30 protein-coding genes are annotated in these 25916 nt (G+C 33.4%); 12 read left to right on the top strand and 18 right to left on the bottom strand.

Annotated elements, in window-relative coordinates:
• Positions 1-47 precede the first annotated feature (47 nt).
• Together SUDEN_RS06915 and SUDEN_RS06910 are read right to left on the bottom strand one after the other, a co-directional pair.
• Positions 48-365: an EF-hand domain-containing protein gene (locus SUDEN_RS06915; protein ID WP_011372952.1), complete on the bottom strand. Its 318-nt coding sequence runs from the start codon at positions 363-365 to the stop codon at positions 48-50.
• Between the two features lie 52 nt (positions 366-417).
• Positions 418-1179, bottom strand: a complete 762-nt coding sequence (locus tag SUDEN_RS06910) for a patatin-like phospholipase family protein (protein WP_011372951.1) — start codon at positions 1177-1179, stop codon at positions 418-420.
• Positions 1180-1242: 63 nt separating this feature from the next.
• Between SUDEN_RS06910 and SUDEN_RS06905 the strand changes: the two genes are divergently transcribed.
• From SUDEN_RS06905 to SUDEN_RS06850, 12 genes are all read left to right on the top strand, one after another.
• Entirely contained in the window at positions 1243-2538 is a 1296-nt protein-coding gene (locus SUDEN_RS06905; protein WP_430741997.1) for a M48 family metallopeptidase, read from the top strand.
• Complete coding sequence (gene prmC / locus SUDEN_RS06900) at positions 2520-3350, top strand: peptide chain release factor N(5)-glutamine methyltransferase (protein ID WP_011372949.1); 831 nt, start codon at positions 2520-2522, stop codon at positions 3348-3350. Before SUDEN_RS06905 ends, prmC begins: the two co-directional genes overlap by 19 nt.
• 3 nt (positions 3351-3353) lie before the next feature.
• Positions 3354-3833: a DUF4149 domain-containing protein gene (locus SUDEN_RS06895; protein ID WP_011372948.1), complete on the top strand. Its 480-nt coding sequence runs from the start codon at positions 3354-3356 to the stop codon at positions 3831-3833.
• Between the two features lie 31 nt (positions 3834-3864).
• Positions 3865-4959, top strand: a complete 1095-nt coding sequence (locus SUDEN_RS06890; RefSeq protein WP_011372947.1) for a nitrous oxide reductase accessory protein NosL — start codon at positions 3865-3867, stop codon at positions 4957-4959.
• Positions 4952-5239: a hypothetical protein gene (locus tag SUDEN_RS06885; protein WP_041672271.1), complete on the top strand. Its 288-nt coding sequence runs from the start codon at positions 4952-4954 to the stop codon at positions 5237-5239. The genes SUDEN_RS06890 and SUDEN_RS06885 overlap by 8 nt, the downstream gene beginning before the upstream one ends.
• A complete protein-coding gene (locus SUDEN_RS06880) occupies positions 5229-6404 on the top strand; it encodes an ABC transporter permease (RefSeq protein WP_041672270.1) in 1176 nt (391 codons plus the stop codon). Before SUDEN_RS06885 ends, SUDEN_RS06880 begins: the two co-directional genes overlap by 11 nt.
• Complete coding sequence (locus SUDEN_RS06875; protein ID WP_011372945.1) at positions 6404-7072, top strand: ABC transporter ATP-binding protein; 669 nt, start codon at positions 6404-6406, stop codon at positions 7070-7072. The genes SUDEN_RS06880 and SUDEN_RS06875 overlap by 1 nt, the downstream gene beginning before the upstream one ends.
• Entirely contained in the window at positions 7072-8019 is a 948-nt protein-coding gene (locus SUDEN_RS06870; protein WP_011372944.1) for a hypothetical protein, read from the top strand. Before SUDEN_RS06875 ends, SUDEN_RS06870 begins: the two co-directional genes overlap by 1 nt.
• 9 nt (positions 8020-8028) lie before the next feature.
• The gene (locus tag SUDEN_RS06865; protein ID WP_011372943.1) at positions 8029-8460 is read left to right on the top strand and encodes a nitrous oxide reductase accessory protein NosL; all 432 of its coding nucleotides are present in this window, start codon (positions 8029-8031) and stop codon (positions 8458-8460) included.
• Positions 8457-9086, top strand: a complete 630-nt coding sequence (locus SUDEN_RS06860; protein ID WP_011372942.1) for a Crp/Fnr family transcriptional regulator — start codon at positions 8457-8459, stop codon at positions 9084-9086. The genes SUDEN_RS06865 and SUDEN_RS06860 overlap by 4 nt, the downstream gene beginning before the upstream one ends.
• Before the next feature lie 84 nt (positions 9087-9170).
• Complete coding sequence (locus SUDEN_RS06855; protein WP_011372941.1) at positions 9171-10295, top strand: multiheme c-type cytochrome; 1125 nt, start codon at positions 9171-9173, stop codon at positions 10293-10295.
• A gap of 232 nt (positions 10296-10527) precedes the next feature.
• A complete protein-coding gene (locus SUDEN_RS06850) occupies positions 10528-11880 on the top strand; it encodes an OprD family outer membrane porin (protein ID WP_011372940.1) in 1353 nt (450 codons plus the stop codon).
• Positions 11881-11918: 38 nt separating this feature from the next.
• On the opposite strand, the gene SUDEN_RS06845 is transcribed toward SUDEN_RS06850, so the two are convergent.
• From SUDEN_RS06845 to ftsZ, 16 genes are all read right to left on the bottom strand, one after another.
• Positions 11919-12389 (bottom strand): DUF302 domain-containing protein, encoded by a 471-nt coding sequence (locus SUDEN_RS06845; RefSeq protein ID WP_011372939.1) that lies wholly within the window; start codon positions 12387-12389, stop codon positions 11919-11921.
• A 192-nt stretch (positions 12390-12581) separates the two neighbouring features.
• Entirely contained in the window at positions 12582-13052 is a 471-nt protein-coding gene (locus tag SUDEN_RS06840; protein ID WP_011372938.1) for a nitrous oxide reductase accessory protein NosL, read from the bottom strand.
• An 11-nt stretch (positions 13053-13063) separates the two neighbouring features.
• Positions 13064-13891 carry an ABC transporter permease gene (locus tag SUDEN_RS06835; RefSeq protein ID WP_011372937.1) on the bottom strand — a complete coding sequence of 276 codons (828 nt, stop codon included), beginning with the start codon at positions 13889-13891 and terminating at the stop codon, positions 13064-13066.
• 11 nt (positions 13892-13902) lie between these two features.
• On the bottom strand, positions 13903-14352 hold the full coding sequence (locus SUDEN_RS06830; RefSeq protein ID WP_011372936.1) for a hypothetical protein: 450 nt from the start codon (positions 14350-14352) through the stop codon (positions 13903-13905).
• Positions 14339-14977, bottom strand: a complete 639-nt coding sequence (locus SUDEN_RS06825; RefSeq protein WP_011372935.1) for an ABC transporter ATP-binding protein — start codon at positions 14975-14977, stop codon at positions 14339-14341. Before SUDEN_RS06825 ends, SUDEN_RS06830 begins: the two co-directional genes overlap by 14 nt.
• A gap of 3 nt (positions 14978-14980) precedes the next feature.
• Positions 14981-15886, bottom strand: coding sequence for a NapH/MauN family ferredoxin-type protein (locus SUDEN_RS06820; RefSeq protein WP_011372934.1), 906 nt, complete (start codon positions 15884-15886; stop codon positions 14981-14983).
• Positions 15887-15900: 14 nt separating this feature from the next.
• Positions 15901-16401 carry a c-type cytochrome gene (locus SUDEN_RS06815; RefSeq protein ID WP_011372933.1) on the bottom strand — a complete coding sequence of 167 codons (501 nt, stop codon included), beginning with the start codon at positions 16399-16401 and terminating at the stop codon, positions 15901-15903.
• A gap of 2 nt (positions 16402-16403) precedes the next feature.
• Entirely contained in the window at positions 16404-17015 is a 612-nt protein-coding gene (locus tag SUDEN_RS06810; protein ID WP_011372932.1) for a c-type cytochrome, read from the bottom strand.
• 10 nt (positions 17016-17025) lie between these two features.
• Positions 17026-17766, bottom strand: a complete 741-nt coding sequence (locus tag SUDEN_RS06805; protein WP_011372931.1) for a 4Fe-4S dicluster domain-containing protein — start codon at positions 17764-17766, stop codon at positions 17026-17028.
• A 3-nt stretch (positions 17767-17769) separates the two neighbouring features.
• Complete coding sequence (locus SUDEN_RS06800; protein WP_011372930.1) at positions 17770-18987, bottom strand: nitrous oxide reductase family maturation protein NosD; 1218 nt, start codon at positions 18985-18987, stop codon at positions 17770-17772.
• Between the two features lie 2 nt (positions 18988-18989).
• A complete protein-coding gene (locus tag SUDEN_RS06795) occupies positions 18990-19772 on the bottom strand; it encodes a hypothetical protein (RefSeq protein WP_011372929.1) in 783 nt (260 codons plus the stop codon).
• Positions 19773-19959: 187 nt separating this feature from the next.
• On the bottom strand, positions 19960-22557 hold the full coding sequence (nosZ, locus tag SUDEN_RS06790; protein WP_011372928.1) for a Sec-dependent nitrous-oxide reductase: 2598 nt from the start codon (positions 22555-22557) through the stop codon (positions 19960-19962).
• A gap of 123 nt (positions 22558-22680) precedes the next feature.
• Positions 22681-23616 carry a hypothetical protein gene (locus SUDEN_RS06785; protein WP_011372927.1) on the bottom strand — a complete coding sequence of 312 codons (936 nt, stop codon included), beginning with the start codon at positions 23614-23616 and terminating at the stop codon, positions 22681-22683.
• 3 nt (positions 23617-23619) lie between these two features.
• Positions 23620-24276 carry a Crp/Fnr family transcriptional regulator gene (locus tag SUDEN_RS06780; RefSeq protein ID WP_011372926.1) on the bottom strand — a complete coding sequence of 219 codons (657 nt, stop codon included), beginning with the start codon at positions 24274-24276 and terminating at the stop codon, positions 23620-23622.
• Between the two features lie 15 nt (positions 24277-24291).
• Entirely contained in the window at positions 24292-24720 is a 429-nt protein-coding gene (locus tag SUDEN_RS06775) for a hypothetical protein (RefSeq protein WP_011372925.1), read from the bottom strand.
• A gap of 70 nt (positions 24721-24790) precedes the next feature.
• Entirely contained in the window at positions 24791-25909 is a 1119-nt protein-coding gene (gene ftsZ / locus SUDEN_RS06770) for a cell division protein FtsZ (RefSeq protein WP_011372924.1), read from the bottom strand.
• Between the last annotated feature and the right edge of the window lie 7 nt (positions 25910-25916).

The raw sequence follows: 25916 nt of genomic DNA, 5'->3' as shown, positions 1-25916 counted from the left end.
TTATGACGCAAGAGTTTATTTAGAAGCGAGTAAGCTAATGGCAGTTACTATCTTTTTCTTCTCAATTGGTGCTCTTGGAACTCTTTTTTATCGACTACTCCATCTTTGCTTGTGTCGATATCTGAGAACTCATAATGGTTTTTGCTATTTCTTAGCATTTTGCCATCCTCTTGACGCTCTTTTGCTCTTAGCGCTCTTGCCTCATTCATTTCACTCTCTGTGAGCGTACCATCTTTATTTAAGTCAAAACTCTCAAAAGTAGGCATACTTCGACCCATATTCTGAGCTGATGCAACAGAGGGAACAATTACAAGAAAGCTTGTAGCAATAAGAGATAATTTTATATATCCAACTAAATTTTTCATAACAACACTCCTTATTTTGGTATTGAGAATATTTTACATCTAAAGAGATTAATTATAGATTTTTCATCATCTTTCGTGTCTCTTTGTAGCCTATCTCTATTAGCTCCCTCATTTGGGCTAAATCTATGGCATTGTAGTTTGAGAGGTCAGGTTTTATGATTATATCTGCCTCTTTTGAGTGTATGAGTTTATTTGCTTTGACTAAAAAATTAAAGCTGTTGTATAAAACCTCGATGATATTTTGAGGCTTTTTATGGGAGTGCGCACAAACTAAATCAACACCGATTATTAAATCTACATCTTTTTCTATTATACAGCTAAGCGGAACGTTCTCTAGTATGCCTCCATCAACAAGCAGCCTTCCGTCCAACTCTACAGGTATAAAAATCCCTGGAACACATGTAGTTGCCATGACAGCAACAGAGGTGCTTCCTTTTTCTAGAAGTATCTTTTTTCCATCTGTTATATCGGTTGCTATCATGCTAAGTGGTATCTTTGAATCTTCTATATTTGTATCTCCGATATTCTCTTTTATCATCTCGCCTATCTTCTCGTTTGATAAAATGGCAAATTTGCTTAAAGTAAGCGTTACGAGGTTTTTCCACTCAAAGTTTAAAACTATCCGCTCTATCTCTTTTGGGCTTTTTCCAAAAGCATAAAGTGAGGCGATAATCCCACCAGCACTTGTTCCGCTTATATATTTTATATCTACTCCATACTCCTCTAGAGCTTTTAATACACCTACATGTACACCGCCTAAAACAGAGCCTCCGCCAAGAGCTAAGGCGACTTTTTTACCTTTTAAATTCTTCATAAATATCTTTTTTGTAATTTTAAAAATTGTATCTAAATATCTGTTAAAGGATATTTGATGTGCATGAGTGATAAAATCTCAAAAAAATTAAAGGCAATTAAGATGTTAATGAGCATTATGGGAATCTATACACTTTTTATTCTTATCACTATATATACAAGCGTTATGCAGATAGGCTATGTAAATGCAGCAAAAAGGGGCAAGGCTATCCTTCTTAGCGATAATGATTTTTTAAAAGCTGGTAATTACAGTGTGGCTAAAGAGAAGATGAGTATTGCTACAACTTTTATAGATTACCTCTTTTTTATCTTTTGGATTGGTTTTGGAGTTAAGTTTTTAGAGCAAAACATTCACTTTGAAAATGAGGCTTTTTTAAATATTGCCATTGTTATGGGTTTTTTGGTTATAGGTTCTGTTACATCTCTTCCTTTTGGCTACTATGAAAAATTTGTACTTGATGAGAAGTTTGGTTTCAACAAATCAAGTAAAGCTCAATGGGTAAAAGATACGCTTATCTCATTTGTTATGACTCTTATCTTTGGCTCACTGGTTATCTGGGGTATTTATGCGATTATCTCAAATTTTACTCTTTGGTGGTTTTGGAGTTTTGCATTTATTTTTAGTGTAGTAATTCTTATAAATATGCTTTACCCGACTTTTAGAGCGATGTTTTTTGACAAACTCACTCCGCTTCAAAATGAAGAGTTGGATGCAGAGATAAAAGAGTTGATGGAAAAAACTGGTTTTGTAAGTTCTGGTATTTTTATCAGTGACGCAAGTAAGAGAGATGCAAGATTAAATGCCTATTTTGGTGGTTTTGGAAAAGCTAAGCGTGTGGTTTTATTTGATACGCTTTTAGAAAAACTAAGCACAAGAGAACTTTTAGCGGTTTTAGGACATGAGCTTGGGCACTTTTCACATGGAGATATTTATAAAAATATTGCACTAGTTGGAGCGATGCTCTTTGGGATGTTTGGCATCTTTGGAAACCTTCCATCTTCACTATATATGGAGCTTGGTATCTCACAGGCACCATATTCTATTATGATACTTCTTCTTCTTTTTATGCCAGTTTTGGGCTTTGTTATGATGCCTATTATGGGTATTGTGAGCAGACATAATGAGTATGCGGCAGATAGAGTGGGAAGTGAGTTAGGTGGAGTGGGTGGAGAGATAGAACTCGCAAATGCACTTAAAAAACTTGTAACAGAGAACAGAAGCTTTCCTCTATCTCATCCGCTGTATATCTTTTTTCACTACACGCACCCTCCAGTTTTAGAGAGATTAAGAGTTCTTGGAGTCTCGCTTGGAGATATAGATACAAATGCATTAGGCTCGGCATGTCAAGCAGACATATAGTAAAAGATGTTCTGCATAAGATAACTCAAGAGTTAAAAGAGAGTATTCCCAGAGCTTCACGTGAGGCGCAACTTCTTTTAATGTACCATTTAAATGTTGATGAACTATGGCTTTTGATGAATCAAGATAAAGAAGTTAAAGAGATAGAAAAACTATTAGAGTGGGCGCAAAGACGTGCTAAAAATGAGCCTTTAGAGTATATAGTCGGGTCTGTTAGTTTTTATAGTGAGGAGTTCTATATCGATAGTGGAGCACTCATCCCACGCCCAGAAACAGAGCTTTTGATAGATGAAGTTTTAAAAAATATAGAAGATAAAAACTCACCTCTAAATATTGTAGAGGTTGGTGTTGGAAGCGGAATCATCTCTATCATACTTGCCAAATCTCTTCCAAATGCAAAATTTATAGCAGTAGATATTTCACAAGCCGCTCTTGGCGTTGCAAGAAAAAACATAGAGAAATTTTCTCTTGAGGATAGAATAGAGCTGCGTCACGGCTCTCTGCTAGAACCCATAAAAGAGAAGATAGACTATCTTGTCTCAAATCCGCCATACATAGCAGATGATGTTTCGTTGGAGTCAAATCTCTCTTACGAACCTCAAAATGCGCTTTTTGGCGGCAGTGTTGGAGATGAGATTATAAAAGAGCTTCTTGATGGAGTCTTAAAGGCTGAGATTAACTTATTTAGCTGTGAGATGGGTTATGACCAAAAAGATAAAATACAAAATTATTTAAACAATAAACCTCTTAAATCATTAGTTTTTTATAAAGACTATAGTGACTTTGATAGAGGTTTTACACTAAGGTTATAGCTTTTGAAAAGAAACATTTACATAGATTTTAGTTATCTTCTGCTTTTGGCTGCAACTTTTGGAGCTGTTATTGTCTTGGGTGCATTTGTTGCTCCAGTTATTTTTAACACTGAGTCTATTCTCTTTAGCATTGAGCTAGGCAGATATAACGAGGGAAAAATAATGGCTGAGATATTTAGCCGCTTTAGCTACTGGATATATATCTTAGCTTTTTTTGTGACTATATATGAGATAGTTATGTACAAAAATGGACAAAGAGATTCAGTAATTTTTGGAAGTTCTGTAACAGTGGTTTTTTCTGCACTTATGTTTAGCGGTGTTTATGCGCCAAAAATTCTCTCAATGCAAAAACTAGGGGAAGAAGCGACACTAAGCGATACTTTTATAAATCTTCATTTAGTTAGTGAGCTTGATTTTAAGATTTTAGCAATAGCTATACTTATATTATTTATAAGAAGATTAATGCTTCTTAGGATAAAATAGCCTCCATAAATCATTTATAAAGAGGCTCTACATGTTAAAAAAACTCTTCCTTGGAGTATTTATACTACTTCTTTTAACAACTCAAAATTTAAGTGCAGATAGTTTTACAAAATCTGCAACGATAAAACCAGAACTTATCCAAAAGGGCTCACAAAAAGAGTGGTGTCCAGTATGTGGTATGAAGCTGGAGAGTTTTTATAAAACTTCACACACTTCAAAAGTAAATCATACAGATAAACAGTACTGCTCTATGAGATGTTTAGCAGTTGACATGCAAGAACATAAGATAGATACGAATGATGTAAAAGTTGTTGACGCTCTATCTCAAAAGTTGATTTTTGCAAAAGATGCTCATTATGTAGTAGGCTCAGATGTAAAGGGAACTATGAGTAAAGTTAGTAAAGTTGCTTTTTCATCAAAAGAGGCAGCGGATGACTTTAACATAGAACATGGCGGAGAGGTAGTTAGTTTTGAGAAGGCTCTAAAGATGGCATCTGAGTCGCTTGATTCAGATATAGAGATGGTTCAAAATAAAAAAGAGAAACAAGTCTATCCGATGGGCAAAAAAATATATGATAAAAATTGTAAACAAAACATAGATGCCAACAATTATGTACAGCTAAATGAGTTAAAAGCAGATTTGGCAGATAAAAAACTTTGTGGAACTCTTAGTGAGGAGGAGCTTCAGCCACTGTCTTTATATATTTGGGAAGTAAAAAGATTTGAAGCAAATGATAAAAGAGTAGATACGATTCAAGTAACAAAAGATGAGAAATGTCCAATATGTGGAATGTTCGTTTACAAATATCCAAAATGGGCGGCACAGATTTTTTATGAAGGTAAACACCACTCATTTGATGGTGTAAAAGATATGATGAAGTACTATTTCCAGAATAAAGATGGCATTAAAAAAATTCTAGTTACAGATTATTACTCACAAAAAGCCATAGACGCATCAACTGCCTTTTATGTCCTTGGAAGCGATGTTTATGGTCCTATGGGCAAAGAGCTTATCCCTTTTAATTCACAAAAAGAGGCAAAAGCTTTTAATATGGACCATAAAGGTTTTAAAGTAATAGAGTTTAAAGATATAACATCTTCTGAGATATATAAACTTGATGAATAAAAAAAGCATATTTTTACTCAATACTCTTTTTTTTCTACTCTCTCTTCTATCTTTTGAAGTTGTGTATCTTTACAAAACCAAAAGTTTAGATGGGAACTCTTTAGCTATAAAAAGAGAGTTTGTAACTACTCTTCTTCTTCCAGATTTGGCAATCTCAACAGAGGCATCTTATATCAGACATAGAAGTTTGAGCGATTTTTCCTCAATATATAGAGATGACGCCTCACTTAGAGAGTACTTTGCTTCAACATACGTATATAAGGCAAATGATGCAAAATAAGATAAATTTTTACATAGTAGAGTATGCGATAAACTCCCTGCTTCGCCAAAAGTATAAAACTATTTTTATCTCTATAGTCTTTAGTATGTTGGTGTTTTTGCTATCTTCACTCTTTTTTATAACCAATTCCATAAAATATGAGTTAAAACAGACGCTAGAAGCACTTCCTGATATAACAGTGCAAAAGATTAAGGGTGGTCGTCATTATGATATTGATGTTAGCACTATTGATGAAATTTTAGATATTCATGGAGTCAGTGGAGCAGTTGCTAGAGTTTGGGGATACTACTATTTTGAAAATGCTGGGGTAAATTTTAGCCTTGTAGGTATTGATGAGTATGAAGAACAGTACAAAAAATCGTTTGTAGATGTCGCCGCAAACCTTGATTTTACAAAACCTTCCATGATAGTAGGCGAGGGCGTAAAAATAGTTATGGATAAAAACTACTACAAAGATTATTTTAACTTTATAAAACCAGATGGTACGCTAAAAAGAGTAGATATAGCTGCTACATTTAAAGCGCAGAGTGAGCTTGAATCAAATGATGTTATCGTTATGAGCAAAGAAAATGTGCGAGAGATTTTTGATATATCTGCGCAAAAAGCTACAGATATAGTTGTGCGTGTTGCAAATTTCAACGAAGTAGCAACTGTAGCATCTAAGATAAAGTTGCTATACCCAGATACAAGAGTGATAACTAAAGATGATTTAAAAATAAGTTATCAAAATATTTTTGATTATAAAAGTGGAATATTTTTGGCACTCTTTAGTGTCTCGCTTTTTACATTTTTTATCATTATATATGACAGAGTAAGTGGACTCAGCAGTGAGCAAAAAAGAGAGATAGGGATACTAAAGGCTGTTGGATGGAGAGTGGATGACGTGCTCAAAGAGAAGTTTTATGAGGGCTTTATAGTTTCAATTTTCTCCTATCTTGTTGGTATAACACTCTCTTTTGCTTTTGTATATATATTTAAAGCGCCTCTTTTACAAAATATATTTTTAGGTTATTCACAACTAAAGACATCTTTTAATCTACCTTTTGTTTTTGACATGCAGACCTTGGCACTTATCTTTTTTCTAAGTGTACCAATATATATAGCCGCTATCATTATCCCATCGTGGAGAAGTGCGACACTTGAAGCAGATGAGGTTATACGCTAATGATAAGTTTGATAAATGTAGTAAAAAAGTATGAAGTAAACGAGAATGAGAGCGTTGTGGCACTTGATAACATAAACCTTGAGATAAAAGAGGGACAAGTTGTAGTTCTTAGAGGCTCAAGTGGGAGCGGAAAAAGTACGATTCTCTCACTAATAGCAGCTCTTAGCAAGCCTACAAGCGGGGAAGTCTTAGTTGGTGGAGATAGAGTCTCAAAGCTTCCAGATAACTTTGCCTCAGATTTTAGACGCCATTTCATAGGTTTTGTTTTTCAAAAATATAATCTTATTCCAACGCTTAGTGTAGAGGAGAACATAATATTGCCTCTAGTTCCTATGAACTTAAGTGAAAGTGAGATAAAAGCAAAACTACAAAGAGTTCTTCGTATGTTCAACATTGAGCATAAAGCTTCTCAGCTTGTAAAAAATCTATCAGGTGGAGAACAACAACGTGTGGCGATTGCTAGAGCAAATATAAACAATCCAAAAATTATCCTAGCAGATGAGCCAACCGCAAATCTTGATAAGAAGCTCTCACTCTCTTTTATTGAGATAGTCAAAGAGTTGAAAAACGAGGGTAAAACAATAATTATAGCGACACATGACCCACTCTTTTTTGGTTTAGATATAGTTGATGTAGAGATAGAGATATATCAAGGGAAGATTATCTAATGCTTCTTACACCAGAAGTTTTAACCATTCTTATCTTAAATATTATTTTTGCTATTTTTGCAGTTGTGGCGTTTGTCTTAAGCCTTAGAATCTTTTTAAAGTGGGATGCAAACTCAACATCAATTACACAGTATGAGCTGGAGAAACAGAGCTATCTGGCTGCAACTATCATCAAATATATCTTTACTATAAAAGTTCCACTTTTTATCTTTTTTATTTTTGCTCTTGATAAAATCTCAAATGTTATAACAGGTGCCATGTGTGCGGCTGGAGTTGTTGATGCAACACAAAGCGGAATGTACCTAATTGTGCTAAAGATTATAAACCTATATCTTTTTGCATATTGGCTTAGAATCCACACTACAGATATAAGTGATAAAAATCAGCCATACACAAGATATAAGTTCGGGCTTTTTTTAGGGCTCTTTTTTCTTTTGATGTTAGAACTTGCTCTTGATTTTTCGATGTTTAAAGATATAGAGATTGACAAGATGGTGAGTTGTTGTGGAAGCATATATTCAAGCTCTTCAACATCAGCACTCTCAACGCTGTTTAAAATTGATAATTCACTTCTGCTTATGGTTTTTTACACAAACTATTTTTTGATAGTTTTACTATTCTTTTTGAAAAAAAGGTATCTCTTTAGTGCTCTAAATGCACTCTTTATTCCTCTCTCACTTGTTTCACTTATACTCTTTTTTGGGACTTATATATATGAGCTTCCATCTCATCACTGTCCGTTTTGTTTTCTGCAGAGCGACTATTACTATGTTGGCTATTTTCTATACTTTTTTCTATTTATGGGTACCTTTTACGGTTTAGTTGTTAGTTTTGTAAAAGATAGTGATAGTAGCTATAAAATATCACTTCTATTTAACTCTCTTTATGTTATATTGCTGACACTATATATATTAAACTATTACATTAAAAACGGTGTTTTTTTATAAGGATTTGCAATGTTGAAAATTAAGAAGTTACTTCCTTTAGTGGCTATATCTCTTTTCTTAGGATGTCAAGATACTCCTAAAGATGGACCATCAAAGATACACTGGGATAGAGATATGTGCGATAGATGTGTTATGGTGTTAAGCGATAGAAAAAACAGTGTTCAACTCCAACATCCTACTAAAGGAAAAGTTTATAAATTTGATGATATTGGATGTATGGTTTTATGGTTTGATGAAGAGAAGATAGAGTTTAAAGATAGTGCAAAAATCTGGATAACTGATGTTACAGACGGTAAATGGATTGATGCAAGAAGCGCATTTTATACATCTAGCAACGTAACGCCAATGGCTTTTGGTTTTAGTGCTTATGCTAAAAAAGAGTCTATTAAAGAGGGTGAAGAGATTTTAACTTATGATGAGGTTATTAAAAAAATAAAATGAGAATACATCTAAAAAATACACTCCTTTTTCAAAATGTAGATGAAGATACTATAAAAAAAATAGAGAGTTTTACTACTGACCATAAAGTAAGTAAAGATAATATTGTATTTTATGAGGGAGATGAGCCAAAATATCTCTACCTCTTAGTAAAAGGTGTAATCAAACTCTATAAGACATCATCAAGCCATAAAGAGATAGTTCTTAAATATTTTCATGAGAATGAACTCATCGGAGAGGTGGCAAATTTTGAAAATATTCCATATCCTGCAACAGCTAAAGCTTATAGCGATGTAGAGTTTTTAAAGGTAGATTTTGAAAAACTCAAAGAGGTTATCTTTTTAAATCCAAGTTTAGCGTTTAATATTCAGACATCTCTTATAAAAAAAATTAAAAATCTTGAAAATATTATCTCTACAAATCTAGTCCTTGACTCAAAAGAGCGTGTAGCAAAGTATATTTATAGCCACAGTGACGATTTTTTTGAGACAAAAAATATCGAAATTGCCGAGATATTAGGAGTTTCTCCAGAGACATTATCTAGGATATTGAAATTTTTCAAAGACAATGGAATTATTAATATTAAGAAAAAATATATTGATAAAGAGACTCTTTCTAACTATTTTTAAGAGAAAACTGCTTTAACTGCCACATATCAATAAATCTTATTGCTAGCTTTGTTAGAATACATAAAATTCATAACGGAGTTAGCCATGCGCCATCTTATTTTACCTTTTCTTATCTCAATTTTTATAAGCACACTATTCGCAAATGAGAGCAGGGTATGCCAAAAATGTCACCCAATTATATTTGAAGAGTATTATAAATCTTCTCATAAAAATACCTCAATCTATAATAATCCTATACACGCAGCGATGTGGGATGCACATCCAAAAGATGAAAAAGGTTATACATGTGCAAAATGTCACTCTCCTAGTGATGAAAAAGCGTTAAGAGATGGAGTTGTTGCTAAAAATGAGGTTCAAGTTGAGGAACCTATCTCATGTGTTTACTGTCATAATATAAAAAGCATAGAAGAGGGCGAAGAGTCCAATACTAACGTTTTGTCTGGCAAAGATAGAGAGTTTTATACAGCAGAAAAGGGTAAAAAAGGCAGTGCTGAGTATAAAACTGAAAAATCATGGTTTGGACTTGTTAAAGAGCCAAAAAGCTCTCCTTATCATAAAATAAACTATGACAATGAAAACTACTATAGCGGAAATGTATGTATGGGTTGTCACTCACATGTAAACAATGAGCATAGTTTTGACATAACTATGTTGGATGCAGTGATTAGCGAAAAAGATGAAAACAGCTGTGTTACATGTCATATGCCTCAAGTAGTTGGTTCTAAAGTAACTATAAATGAGACAAAAACTCATGCTTTTCATGGAATCGCTGGTATATATCATATGAACGATAAGATGGGAGAGTATATAGAGTTTAAAGTTACACAAAAAGCTCAAGGTTTTGATGTTCTAATCATAAACAAATCAAATCATGCGCTATTTGGTCAAGCTTTGCGAGCTGGAACTCTTAAAGCTACAATTTTAAGAGATGGAAAAATTATCACTCTAGAGCCTTTTGTATTTGAGAGAGTTTTAGCAAAAGATTCCAAAGAGGTTATGCCATGGAGTGCAAATGCTCTTTTAAAAGATACTCTTATATATGCAAAAAAAGAGGTTCCTTACTCAAATATTCTTAAAAAAGGTGATAAATTAACACTCACTCTTGGTGTTCAAAGAATAACTAAAGAGGGCGCACAAAAACTGGGTCTTGAAGCAAATGAAGAGTTTACTAAATTTAGAATCTTAAAGTCTGAGAAATTCGATTTTTAGGTAACTCTACTAATAGTTTGTGTAGAATTATTCTGTAAAATCTACATGTAGAGCAGGGAATATAAATAGCAAGAAAGTATTACAGGTTTAATGATTTGGTGCGAAGAGTTATTAACAAAAAAACAACATGTTATTTATATTATCGACTTATACTATAATTATGCAGTTTGAATATATTTAAGCCTTGTTGGTACAGTTTAGACTACAAATGAAATTGATAAAAGGATTATAGATGAAAAAAGTTATAAAATTGTCTTTAGTGGCAGCTTTCTCGGGAACTCTTTTGCTCAACGCAGCAGATATCGATGTTGGCGGGAAAAAGGCTGGGACTGTGGACTTTATGCTAAAGGGTATGTATGTTATAGATGATAATAAAAATGGCTGGGCTCCTAGCGAGGGAGCTGGCTATCTGGTAAAATTAAAATACGAAACACCAGACAATATAGTAGATAACCTAAAAGTAGGTGTAGGCATGTATGTTAATGGTGATGGCGGAATAACTGATTGGACACCAAATGATGGTGGAAAACCAGCAGGAGGGTTAGTAGTAGATAAAGATGGAAAATCAAAAGCTTTAATGGGTGAACTATATGTTTCATATAAGAGTAAATATTTTGATGCAAAATTAGGCAGACAAACTCTTAATACTCCACTAACAAAGATTTCAGCATCACTTATGCCAAATTTTTATGAGGCATACATGTTAGGATTCAATCCAGTTGATGGACTTCGTTTAACTGCTGGACAGATTACAAAAATGTCTATGGGTTCTCGTGCAGCAACTGACTTTGGACTAATTGGCGAAGGTACAACTACTGGCGGAGCTGCTACTAAGTTCATTCAGCAAGGTGGAGTAGTTGAACAAGCTGAATTTATAAGTATGTCAAGAGTTGCTGGGCTTAATGGCAATAGTGATGGCAGAACTGTCATCGGTGCTACATATAGTGGTGTAAAAAATCTAAAAGCTGACCTTTGGGCGTATCATTCAGATGAAATTGTAAATGATTACTATGCGGAAGTAGGATATAAAATACTTCTTGATGAAGAGATGGCAGTGAGTTTAAATGCTCAATATTTAATGCAAAAAGATACAGGTAGTTCACTGGCTGGTCAAAAAGATTTTAATATGATGGGTGCCAAAATAGCACTTGATACTAAAAAATGGGGTATATATGCTGCTCTAAATAAATCTGGCGATCAAAAAGATGCGGCTTCAGAAAAGGGCTATTTTAATGCATGGGGAGCAGATCCAGCATATACAAGTACAATCTTCTCGAGAAATGCTTACAGAGATGACGTAGAGGCTTATATACTTGGAGGTCACTATGTAATCATTAAGGGTATGAAGTTTATGGTTGATTATGCAAATTATGGTAAATCAGATACAAAAGCAGCAAATGGTGCATTGGTAGCTAAAGATGATGCTTATGAAATTGATATTGCTCTTAACTATAAATATAATGAAAATTGGTTATTTAGAGTATTTAACTCAAGACGTGTAAGTGAGTATAACGGTATTTTATCAGGTGGAATTACTGAGAGAAGACAAAATCACTATCGTGCAGTCGTAGCATATACATTTTAACAAAAAACTTTCGCAAATGCGAAAGTTTTAAGAAATTTTTATTTTTCTACCTTCATTGATTCTTCAATAGACATAGTAACTTTTTTCTCTAACTCTACAAGAGATGGATAAGCTTTTGACTCTTTATCAGCAGCAGAAGGACGAACATAAAGAACTGTTGTAACACCATCTTTTTCAGTCAATGTAACACGAACTGGACAATATGCCATCATATCAGAATCAGCATTGATAATATCGTTACCAAATTTACCATTACAAACAATTATAGTTTTAACTGCGCTCAATCCAGCTTTATTGAAGTTTTCACCAAACTTCTTATCTAAACCTTTTTGTTTAAACTCTTCTAAAATATCTAATTGCCAAACAACAACCAACCCCTCAGCTTTAAACTTGTTAAGTATATTGCCTAAAACTTTATCAACCCCAGCATTGTAACTCACCTTATAAACATTGCTATCTGCTGCCCAAACTGACAAAGTTAACAAACACACTAATATAATTTTTTTCACTATATATCCTTTGAATTTTGCCTTATTTTAGGCGTAATATTTAAACTTCTCTTTCAAGAAATTTATTGTCGCTATTGTACTTGTTAAGTATAAACAAGATGTTAATTTTTTGTTAATAAAGCTTTAAAATTAGGAAGTTAAAGTTAAATCTTTAAGACGTTGCAAAAAGATATAAATATTTTTATAGATAGGTTAGAGTTTATTATTTAGGAGTCTAATTAAAGACTCTTTTACATCGCTAAAAGCAAAAACTCTTTTGCCATTATACTTTTTGGCAAAAGCTTGAGCATCCTCATAACTTTTAAACGGAACTAAATCATCACCTGCTGGAGATGTTACCGAGCTTCCATAAACATAAAAAGCACCCTTTGCATTGATTGGCTGCAAAGAGTTGTAGTCCATCACTAAGATTTCTTTAAAATCATCTTCACTCTTAACGCCTATATCGAACCATCGACCTGGTTGATGATAAAATTCGAACATAGATTTTGGACTGCTAAAAAATAACTTTTTTCCATCAAGGAGCTCTATTTTAGATACCCACTGTGGACCTTTATGAACTTTTATCTTTCTTACTAAACACTCACTCTCTTTATCATAATCCATGGAATACGAAAACAACAAAGAGCTTAAAAGTACACACGCTAATAGAATTTTTTTCATCTATTCTCTCCTTAAACTAAATCTTTTTTCTTAAATATCATAAATCCAAACCAAGCAAAGAGTATTCCTAGGAGGAGTGGATAACCGATTGAAAGCAATACAAAGCCCTTTTGGCTCATCAAATCAAGAATATAATATGCAACAGGACCCATAACTGTAAGCTCAGGGTCAAAGAGTGAAATAGCAGCTACTCTAAAGAGTTCCATTGGGTTTATCATGGCAATAAAAATGATAAATCCTTCATTGAACCTCTGCTGCATCATAAGAGATATAAGAGCTATATCGATAAAAGCAAGTAAAAATATCCAGATAAAAAATGCAATACCAAGAGCTACTTCTGAAGATTTTACAAAAGAGGATATGAAAAATGCTATCCCTAAAAATGTACTTGATAGTGAAAAAAGAAGTCCTGTATATAAGAAGAAGATGCTCCATGGAATAGCAGCACCCTTAATCGCACCATAAATTATTGCAATTACCATAGCAAAAAGTACTGGGATATAAACAGTTATAAATCTACCAATAATTTTACCCCAGTAGTACTGTTTTAGAGAGATTGGAAAAGATAACATGTACTCTAAAATGTGGTTATCTCTATCACCAGAAATTGAGCGAACTGTAGTTATTAAAATAAAGATAGGAAGTATAACTATCGTTATTTGAATATACATAAGCAGAAGTCTGCTAAGTCCGCTAAAGCCCATAACTTGAGACTCTGTAACACCTGCTATAAAAAATAGAGCTATAAGTCCGCCAAATACAAGAGAGTAAACTAAAAACCATTTAGCTCTTATAGACTCTTTTAAATCCAAGTATGCAATTAAATATAAATTTTTCAAAAAAACACTCCTTATTGCCCTAATATCTGTTTTCTAATTTTTGGGTTTGCCATATGCTCACCCCTGAGCATCTTTAGCTCTACTTCTTCAACTTTTATAGAATTTAGTACCTCATTTTCATACGCACCAAATCCATAACTCATAGGTGTTTTGTCGTTGATAATAAAATAAGCCGCTTTAGCATCTATATATCTCTTTGTATCATTTGAGAAGACCTCAATTTTTTTGTCAACTAAAGATATATTTTTCTCTTTTGCCCATAAAACAAGACATCCAAAATCATCAAAATAATAACTCTTTGAGTCATCTTCAAGTTTTGCGGTATGAATGTTAGATGTTGGAAGAGTCATATTACACTTTGGACAACTTTTTTTATTTTCTGAGGTTATTGCATCTGATGAACTACATGCAGATATAAACAAAAGAAGAGTAAAAAGAGAGATAAAGCTAAAAAATTTCATCTGAAACAACTTTTCCCATATCCATATAGATTTGTCTATTGACCAAATCTCTTACCTCTTCTAATCTATGCGTAACAAATAGAAGAGTTTTCTCCTCTTCATTTTTGTTCAGAAGCCTGTAAAAATCATCTCGTGCTTTTGGATCAAGGTTGGCTGTTGGCTCATCATAAATGATGATATTGCTCTTTTTTGCTAAACTTATAGCGATTAGCAATTTTTGCTTCATTCCTCCGCTTAGCTTAAAAAATGATTTATTCATATTTGCACTGATATCGAGTTTCATCTCATTGGCATAGTGCTTGATAAGCTCTTTATCAACATCAGCGCTCACGCTTATATAGTGCATAAGCTCTTCAATGCTTAGTTTGATAGGAGGTGGGAGTTGTGGAACAAAGCTAATATTGTGGAGCACTTTTGTTCGCTCTTTTATTGGATTTAATCCGTTTATGAAAACTTCTCCGCCATCTGGATGATAGTATCCTAAAATAGAGCGGATTAGTGTTGTCTTACCTGCTCCATTTGCGCCCATAAGCGCAACAGAGTCGTTTTTATTAAAGTTACAACTCACATCATCAAGTGATACATGAGAGCCAAATTTTTTTGTTAGGTTTTTTATTTCTATCATCTGCTACACCAAGTTTTTTAATCTAAAATCAAATTTAAGCGCATCAGCGTGACAAACATCTATACATCTTCCACATAATGTACAATCTGCGCCAGTAATATACTCTCTTGTTATCCCTTTTTCTTCTCTTTGCGCATCATATTTTGCTTTAGTAATCTCTAGAACTTGATTCTCAAAACAGACATCATGGCAAACCATACAGTGATCACAATTATCATTCCACTCAACTCTAAGTGCTGATACTTTTCCTATATAACCATAAGTGGTACCTATTGGGCAGATATATGTACACCAAGCTCTGCGAGAGTAGAAAACTTCTATGGCAAAAACAACTACAACCCATATAAGTGCTAAACTCCATCCATAAGCAATCATACGGCTAAGAATTCCAACAACGTTAAAAGTTTCAAAAACTAAATAACCACTAACAAGAGAAAAAATCAAAAACATAGCCCAAAAGATATGTCTAACTCTATGATCAAACTTTCTCTCTTTAATGATTTTTTTATTAACAAGTGTGTTGTGCCACTTCTCACCAACCTCACTAAGCAGACCATAAGGACAAACCCATGAGCAGTAACTTCTGCCACCAACTAAGAGATAAACAATTACTATAGTAATAGTTCCGATAATCATATTTACGGGCAACTCATAAGTAGCTAAAAAAAGCTGCATTGTTGTAAATATATCAATTAAGTGAAAACCTAAAAATCTTGAGCCATTTAATGTTCCCTCTAAGGTCTGTATATCTATGTGAAAAGATAGAAAAAAAAGAAGGTGTACAGATATAACTACAATCCATCTTTTCATTCTATAGCTAAATATCTTCTTTCCATCTTTTGTTCTATCAAAAAAAGTTGACCAAAAAGAGGAGTGCTTTATGGTCTCTCTAGAGTTATATTTATCCATAATAATTTGCCCCTTTACTGTTTAGTTTGAGAAGAAAACGCACCTATCTCATCAGCATAACTCTTAAGTTCCTCTTCAGTTGTGTTGATAAGAAGTCCCTTCATAATAATGTTCTCTTTTCTTCCTGCTTTAAAATCTACCAAATCTTTATATAGTTTCTCAGCACTTTGTCCATAAAGTTTAGGTCCCATTAGCGCTCTTCCATCTTGCTCTCCAGAACCATTAGCTCCATGACAAGCAGAGCATTTACTCTTATATTCAGCACTTACTTTGATTTCACCAATATTTCCAGCTTTATCTTTAAGCGCTTTAAGTTGCTCTGACTCTTTATCTCTATCGCTTTTTTCTTCTGGTTGTGCTGTCTTTTGAGCTCCTGCTTGTGTGTTTGTATTGCTACCTATATTCTCTATAACTTTTGCATGTTCTCCACCATGATATGCTCTTCCTTTTGAAGCAGTATAAGCCATTAGTCCAAGAATAAATAGTGTTAGTGTTGCTACAATAATATTTTTCATCTCTATTTTCTCATCTCTTTAATTTTTTTGTTAAATTCATAAATCTCTTCTGCGAGTTCTCTTATCTCTTTATCATCCATTTGCAATACCAAATCTTTCATAAGTACATTTTTAGCAGAGCCATCTTTAAATTTTGAAATTTTTTCAAATATAAAATCAGCATCTTTACTTAGAAGTGATGGTCCAATTACGCCATTTGCATAATCATTATGACATGCAGAACACTTAACAATAAAATTTTTGCTAAGTTTTTTAACAACCATTGATATTTCAACACCTTCATAAGGGCTTCTTACATGTAAATTAGCATCAATAGCACTTCTTGCTTTCTCTCTTACAGAAGCATCATCGTTGGCTGGTTTAGAGTTCATATCATATTCGCTTTTGATATTGTAGTCATAGTAATATGAGTGACTCTGATTTGCATCTACCTCTTTAAGAGCAACTTTTATCTCCCCTGCATTTTCGTTTTTTAATACTTCAATGCTTTTTGCAGAAGTCACTTCACTAGATGCAGCACTTTGTCCACTCTCTTTTTTTGTATTATCACTACAACCGCTAAATATGCTAAGTAAAACAATTGTAGAAATTAGGACTGTTTTATTGATTTTCATTTTTCATCCTTTAACTTTTTTTTGTGTAAAATTGTTCATAAGTGACTCTTGGTTTTACGACAATTGAGGGTACATTTGTTGGACAAACCTCTTGACATACTCCACAACCTATACAACCATCATAAATTTCAGGTCTATTTCCACCACCGCTATCACGTACCATAGAAATTGCACTAAGCGGATTTGGGATTGGGCACATGTCAGCACATAGCGTACACTGTTTACCTTCGTAAGAATCAAATTTTTCTAAAATTTTACTCTCAAGTTCATTCGTATTTACTACACCATTAGTAAATTTATGCATTTTATCATTATACCCTTTTGGAATAGGTGTATTTGTCATTGCAATACATGTGTTAGGAAACTCTAAAACAGCTATTCCCATCTTTATGTCTTGAGGTTTTTCACAGTGATGGTCTAGTGCTCCACTTGGACATGCAAGTACACAAGGAACAGCGCTACAAGCATAACAGCCTCTCTCGTTAGCGTCTATATACGGTGTTCCAACCCCATGCCCGCTTATAAAATCAGAGAGTTTGATTGAGTGGTAAGGACAAACTTGAAGGCACTGACCACATTTTATACATAGAGCTAAAAATTTTTTCTCATCAACCGCCCCTGGTGGTCTTAATCTATGCTCTGCTTTTAAGACGTATGGAGAAAAAACCATTCCTCCACCTAAAACAAGTCCTAAAACTCCTAAAGTGGAGTATTTAATAAACTCTCTTTTATCTGTTTTAACTGTTTCCAAAACTTATCCTTTGATTTTAACTATCGGCTCTTTGTCTTCAAACAAAAAAAGCGGCTTTGTAAATGGTGCTAACTTTGCTAAAAAATTGAGCAAAGATATAACTGGTGAACCATAAAAAAACTTTACTCCTGGATTATAAATCCAGAGTTGATCTGCGTATTGATAAACCTTGTGAGGTGTATCTCCTATGTTGTCTCCATTTCTGTCAAATCCTTCATAATTATCCCAATAATTTTGAACTATCTCATTGTTATAAGTTTTACTAGACCCTCCATCATTTACTACATCTTCTATATTTCCCATTATTTTATTATTTTTTATAATATTGCTTTCACTCATTGAGTGGAAATGGAGCGCTTCAGAGTTATATAGTATTTTGTTTTCTTCAATCCAGTTGTTAGTATCTGGTTCAAAAGGCGATCTGTCTATATACATTCCCTGTGCACAATATAAGATTGTATTGTTTTTAATTGTAAAGTTGGTAACCTCTTTTAAACCTATACCCATTCCAGTTGCACCTAAAGAGCTTTTTATAAAATTGCCAGTAGCAACAGTATCTTTGGAGTACATGAAAAATATACCAACTGAGTTGTACTGGTATCTGTTGTTTATTACATGGTTTTTACCAGCATACATAAAGTGTAGTGAATATCTACAATATTCACCAAAGTTTTCCTCGATAAGGTTTCCATGGCTATACCAAATAACCATATCGCGAGAGCGTATAAGAGAGTTTTTCTTGATGATATTATCGTTACTGTACCAGAGTCTTAAACCATCACCCTTTAAACCAAGCTCAAAATCTTTTGAAGTTATGGTGTTGTTTGAAATTATAGAGTTACTTACCATTTGTAAATCTATACCAAAGAGACAATCATCAATAATACAATCACTTACTTCACACTGTTTAACCTCAGATAGAACAATAGCTGCATCAATATTTTCATGTCTATCTCCGCTACCAATTATCTTTAGATTTTTAAGCGTAACAAAAGAGCTTTTTACTTTAATTACAGTGCCTTTGTTTTCTCCATCAATAATAACACCAGCCTCTTTACCTATAATAGTAAGGGGTTTATTTATTATTATGTTACCTTTATAAACACCAGCAGGAAGTCTTAAAATCGAGCCGCTTGGTGCATTATCTATCGCTTCTTGCAAAATATTTGCTTCAAGAAGTGGTAAAAATAGAACCAATAAGGCAAAGATTAACTTGTTCATATTTATTGATTCATCTCTTTGAGAGCTTTTTGTTTTGCAAAAAATGCAAGAAGACTAAGCAGCCCAATTGCTACAATGAGATAAAAACCAATAGTAGGATATGAGTGAGTTGTAAATTGAGCAATCTTGCCATCTCCAAAAACAGTAGGCATAAACGGCTTGATTTTAAATGCACCCCAATCATGTAAGTTGTGTCCAAACCAATATAACCAATACGAATAATCAGCAATAAAAAGAAGTGGAAGAGATGCTGGAACTAATAAAATATAGTTAAATACTTTTTTATTATAAGCTATGAAAAATATCATTCCAAGTGATAGTGCTAAAAGAGCATATATACCTATCTCTCTCTCAATAGTTCCACCAATCCACATAGGATCCATTCCTACATAGTGATTGATTGTATTCATCTCATGTACTTCTCCGCTATATCCATCAAAGTGGAAATATACAGGAATCCCTTGTGGAAAAGCCTCTTTTGGATAGTTTGGAGCCTCGAGAGATACAGCCCAAATAGGAAGTGATGCAACACCTATCTCAGAAGCAGATGTTATCATTTCATCTAAGTTGTTATGTGCCTCTTTTGGAGTTGAAATACTCTTGTATCTGCCTTGGTTATAGAGATTCCATACAGTTTTGCTAAAAGATGAAATCTCATCTTTTTTTCCAGCATCAATTTTGTTTAACGTCCCATGAAAAGCTATCATTGGAAAGGTAAAAGATAGTGTCAAGATTATAAGTGCCAATGAGGCAAATACTCTTGCTTTGATAATACTTTTATGCATTGAAATAATTCCTTTTTAAATAAAATAAAATCTGAAGATTAAGAAAAATCCTCAGTTTTTATTTTAAACAGTATTATATAACAAAATTTCTTTTATAAGATTGAATTATGAATTTTTTAATTTTTTTAGATAAAAAAAGGGAGGGAATTTTAATTCCCTCCCTTTGTACACTCTTTATTATAATGAATTAGAATAAATTTGCGTTATCATCTACCCATTTTAGGTATTCAATAATGTTTTTAGTCTCTTTTTCATCCATATGCTGATTAGGCATTCTTAAGTTAAAGTAATCAATCATACCTTTTACATAAGGCTCATCATACATCTTTTCAGGATTCATAATGAAATCTTTAACCCATTTCTCTCCATTAGCACCATGTCTTTGAAGAACACCTGTTAAGTCTGGACCAGACGAAACTTTACCGATAACGTGACAACCGCCACAACCGCCTTCTCCAAATGCTTTTTCACCAGCAGATGCCGCAGCTGATTGTTTTGTAGCAACAAGTCTAACAAGTGCGTCTTTTGCTCTAATACCAACGTCTGCTGTTTTAACCATTAACTGCCAAATCATATTTTCAAAAAGAATAGCTTTTTCAATATCACCATCTTTTAGAGATTTATCAGCTAATTTCTTTTGATCAGGAATTTGACCATATTGAACAAAAGCATCAGCTACAAGATCAGCTACAACTTTATGTTTCTCATATTTGTTCTCTTTTAAGAACTTAACAACAGACTGGATAACAGCGTCAGTAGCAGCATTTGTTGCAACAGTTTTGTCATATTCAGCTTTTAACTGCTCAGGAGTCATTGTTTGCATTTTCATTTTTTGAGCACTTTCGTACTTTTTATTTGGGTCTTTAACCATCATATAACCCATCATTTCTAAGTGAAGCGCAGAACAGAACTCTGTACAATAGTAAGGAAATACTCCCTCAATATCAGCTATAAACTTAAGACTTGCAGTTTTACCCGGCTCAAGTGAAGCGTGAATATTATAGTGATCCACAGTAAATCCATGAGCCTCATCTTGTGCACGCTCTAAGTTTGTTAGATAGAATGTAACTTCATCACCTTTATTTACAGTAATTCTTTCTGGATTGATATGTGAGCGAACAACAGTTGCATATACTGTTACTTTGTTTCCATTTCTCTCAATTCTCTCTTGACCAGCAAGTGTTTTACCTTCGTGAATCTCATCAGTTCTAGTGTTAGTACCCATAGGATATCTTACATGCCCATGAAGCTTCTCTGCTCTGATTGCAACTGCTTGGTGAGGCTCACCTAAAGGAAGAGGCATATCAACAAGAAGATCCATTTTTTTACCGCTAATATCAATCAACTGGTGATTTTGTGGGTGAAGTGGACCAACATTTTGGAATCTATCAATCGCTAATTTATTTAGAGAGATGATATATTTCCCTTGAGGATCTGCTGATTTACCTTCCATTCCACATAAGTGACCAACGTTATAGTGAACGTTTACTTTATCTATAACTTTAAGTGTTTTATAGTTCCATTTTACAATTTGACTATCAACATATAAAGATGTATAAATTTCACCATCTATGTTTGAATATTGGTTATGCAATGGCCCCAGACCTAATTCAGCTTGTCCATGTAGTGATTTTTTCATATCTAAAATTGGAATGCCGTATGGGTCTTTACCAGCATACTCTTTAGCATCAATAAGCTTTTTAATATTGCTCCATTTATATACAGAAGCATGAGTATCTAGCTTACCACAAACCGTAATATACTCTCCATCTGGAGAAACGTCAACACCGTGAGGTGATTTTGGTTCTGGAATTAAGAATAGAGCATTGTTTTTAACTGCAATATCCATAGGTATAACTTTATGATCATTAATGATTTTTACATTTTTAGAATCTTTTGCAAGTTCTGCAAGTTTCTTCCAATTATATACATGTAAAAAGTCAGTGTCATTTCTACTCATACCAGCTTCGTTTGGTGGCATACCAACTTCGATTCCACCTGTGTACATTTCAGAGTTAAATGAGTTTGTAAAGCCCCATCCATCAGACACACCTTTACCTGAATCACTTAAATCTTGCATATATGGAGGCATTTCAATAGTAAATGACTCTTTTACGTTGATTTTACCTTTAGCAGGATCAAATCTCCACATAGTAGCACCACCACGGTAAGCTTCTTTGTAGTCTTCAATTGGGTGATAGTTATTATCAAGAGGAGCAGCGTACTGACACGCCTCAATAATATAATCACTGTTTTGAGTAAAGAAAGCACCACCATGAGCTGATTTAAAAACAGGGTTTACAACTATCTGTTTTGTTTCAAAGTCAGCTAAGTCAATAATAGCAATACGAGGATTTGCTTTATCATTTATAGCTAACCATTTACCATCATATTTTCCATCTTTTTCTGAAAGAGCAGGGTGGTGAGTATCTCCCCAGTTAATCTCTCTTCCTCTTATATTACCTTGTCTTAGAACTTTTTTTGACTCTTCGTCAAATCCGTATCCTTGCCAAGGTTCAGGTGTAAATACACCGATGTATTTTAAAATTCTCATTGATGGAACACCATAAACGATAACTTGTCCAGCTTGACCAGCTGAACTAAATACAACGAATTCATCTTTAACGCCTGAAGGGTTATAAGTTTTTGCAGCGCGAACCACATCTACTTCACTCAGTCCTCTTGCTTTCATAACTTTTTGTAGTTCACCATCAGCTGAGGACACACTCACAGCTACAGATGCACCAACTAGAAGCGAAACAAGTATTTTAGAATGCTTAGTCATTTTATCTCCTTTTAATCATTTGAGAAGTTAGAAACCACCCAAATCATAAACATAATACTAGAGTAAAAATATTTGTTAAAATTTGACTAAGGTCAAATAATTGGAGTAATTTTAAAATTTAAGTTAAGATTTTGTATATGAGATTAAATCGTCTAACTCATTCTTTAGATTTATAAGTTTTTTCATCGATGAACCCAACTCTTCAAATGACTGTATGATAGCATCCTCTTTTTTTCTAAGTTCTTTATCTCTTGAATTTTCATTCATGGCATAAATTAGCTCTACTAAATTTTCTATATTTTGCTCAACAATCTCAAGTGATTTATATGTATATTCCATTGAGTTTGAAGAAGATTCTATAGAGCTGTTTATCTTTTTTATCAATAAATTAAAATTTTCTTCTGCTTCAAATATCTCATTGTTGCTCTCTTGAATATCAAGAGGTTTTAATGTTTTAATTGATGAGTTAGATATAATCTCTTTAGAAGTTGAGAGAAATTTTTGTATAAAATTCATTACAATTTTAAGTTGTGTAAATAGATATAATAAGAGCAGAACCAAGACTAGAAAGAGTATATACTGGATAGTTTTATAACTGTTTTGTGTTTTATTGAAGAGCTTAATCTGTTGCTCAATAAAGAGGTCGCTCTCTAGGATAAGTTCTAAATTTATATTGTAAATCTCTTTAATCTCTTTTTCTAAAATAATATTTGAATAGATAGATTCTCTCTTTACATGATCTCTAAAGTTTTGTACATGTAGATAAAATTTGTTCCAGAGCTTTCTTATTTTTTCATTTTTTTGCAATCCGATGTCTTCATCACTCATACTTTCTAAAAATAGTTTAATAGAGTTATCTAGTGTTTGAAAAGAGTCGTCTTGATGTTTGTATGAATAAAAAATATTTTTTGAAATCTCTTGTGTGAAATTTTTTTGTATATTCATAACAGCAATTTTATTGTTATACTCAGAGATATTTTTTGACGTAAAGTTAAAAATAAAAGCTAGTATTATTGAAAATATAAATATAAACGCACCAGTTATTTTTATTTTTTTCATCTTTTACTCCTCATAAACCCCAAGAAGGGCCTCTTTATTTAAAATAGTGATTTTTGTATGTTTAGAGTCTATTATATTATCTCTTTTTAGTCTGTTTAAAACTCTTGATAATGTTTCAGGCTGAATATTTAAGATAAGAGAAATTTCGCTTCGCTTAAGAGAGTTGAACATATCCAAGTCATCGTGAAGCATTGTAGCAACTTTAGCTACGGAAGTAAAAATAAATTCTCGATTTATGAGTGATTGTAGTTGTTGAGATTTTAAAATTACCTCATTTGCAAACTCTTGACAGAGATGCCCTTTTGCTAAAAAATGTTCCTTAAATTTTTTATAATCAATGTTAAGTATTTTTGAATCTTCAATAAGTGATACATTTGAAAATGAGATGAGCGTCTCTTTTTTATAACTTGAAACATCAGATATCAATGATGGAGCATAAATATAGTGAAGAAATATTTCATTATTATGTTTATCTATTTTATAAGCTTTTGCAACACCCTCTAGTAAAAAAAGTAAAGATGTGCTTTGTGTTTTTTCATAGTGAACTATATACTCTTTGTCATAGGTTGTAGCGATACTAAAGGAGGCAATAAGTTCTAACTCTTCATCATTAAGAGATGAAAAAAAATCTAAAGATGAGAGTGTTTCTTTAAGTAGCACGTCTTTGCTTGTTACTTAAAGATTTGAGCAACTCTTATTGTCTATATCAAATCTAAAGAGTTCTGCTTTGCTCTTCGCACTGTTGTAAATATATGTAATTGTAATATTTGCTTCTAAAAAACGCTTTGAACTTCTACAAACACCTATAGTTACAGCCTCTTTCATTCCACTGTGATCTTCTTTTTTTATCACTTCATCACTCTTTGGAGCTGCATCAATTTCAAAGATATAGATTAAAGCAGTCTCATTTGAGGCAACTTTAATAAGTTTAGTATGTTTGTCTATTGTTTGTGGAAGTGTTTTTGATAGTTCATCAGCTGCAAGTTTAGTTATTTGAGTGTTTTGTTTTTGCATATTTTGAGTAGAGAGTTCTTGACTTCTTATGTCAGTAGCAAACATCAAAACAGGAGATAAAACAGTTAAAATGGTAAGTAAAATTTTCATATTTTCTCTTTTGTATTATATTGTCAAAAATGCTTCCCACCATGTTTGGAGATAGAAGCAGAGGATTAAATTAGTCTTGCTGTATTCTCATGTAAGATGGAATGTCTAAATGGCTACCATCTAAATCCCCGCCAACAACAATTCTTGGACGTACTTTTTGAATGTGCAAAGATGTTTCACTTACAAAATTTTCATTGTTTGTTACAGTTTTTAAATCTCTCTCAAAACCAGTTGCTATAATAGTTATTTTTACATAGTCTTCAGGAAGAGACTCATCTGTTGATGTACCAAAGATTACATCAGCATCTTCATGTGCGCTCTCTTGAACAACAATCATAGCGTCAGAAATTTCCATCATAGGGAAGTTTGGATGCATATTAAAGTGTACTAAAACACCCATCGCACCGTTGATAGAAACATTATCAAGAAGAGGAGACTCAATTGCTGCTTTGATAGCTTCATAAGCTGCATTTTCTCCCTCATGTTCACCAACACCCATAAGTGCCATGCCTTTATGGCTCATAACTGTTTTTAAGTCTGCAAAGTCAAGGTTAATATCTGCCTGTCCATTTGACAAGATAACACCAGCAGTTCCACTTACAGCTTGAGCTAAAACGCTATCAACAATCTTGAAACTATCTTTTATCCCGAGTTTTCTATCTATAATAGAGAGAAGTTTATCATTAGGAATTACAACAATAGAATCACTCTCTTTTTTTAACTCTTCAAGTCCAGCTTTTGCAAGTTTTAGTCTTTTTGGAGCTTCAAACATAAATGGTTTGGTAACAATAGAGATGGTAAGAGCATCAACTTCTTTAGCAATTTTAGCAACAACAGGAGCAGCCCCAGTTCCAGTTCCACCGCCAAGTCCAGCAGAGATAAATACTATATCAGCACCTTGTAGTGCATTCTTAATCTCTTCATAACTCTCAAGTGCAGACTCTCTACCAACTTCAGGTTTCATGCCAGCGCCCAAACCTTTTGTTAGTTTTGTTCCGATTTGAATCGTTGTTGCGTTAGAAGAGTCTTTTAGTGCTTGAGCATCAGTATTTACCATTATCATCTCGATACCAGTAACACCATTGTTGATCATATGGCTAATCATGTTTCCGCCACCGCCGCCTACACCAACCGCTACAATTCTTGCGCCACTAATTTTACATGCTTCTTCAATTAAAAATGGTTCCATAATCTTC

This window comes from Sulfurimonas denitrificans DSM 1251 (assembly GCF_000012965.1).
Taxonomy (GTDB): Bacteria; Campylobacterota; Campylobacteria; order Campylobacterales; family Sulfurimonadaceae; genus Sulfurimonas; species Sulfurimonas denitrificans.
Note: the sequence above shows the minus strand (reverse complement) of the source record. Positions and strands in the feature narration are given on the sequence as shown.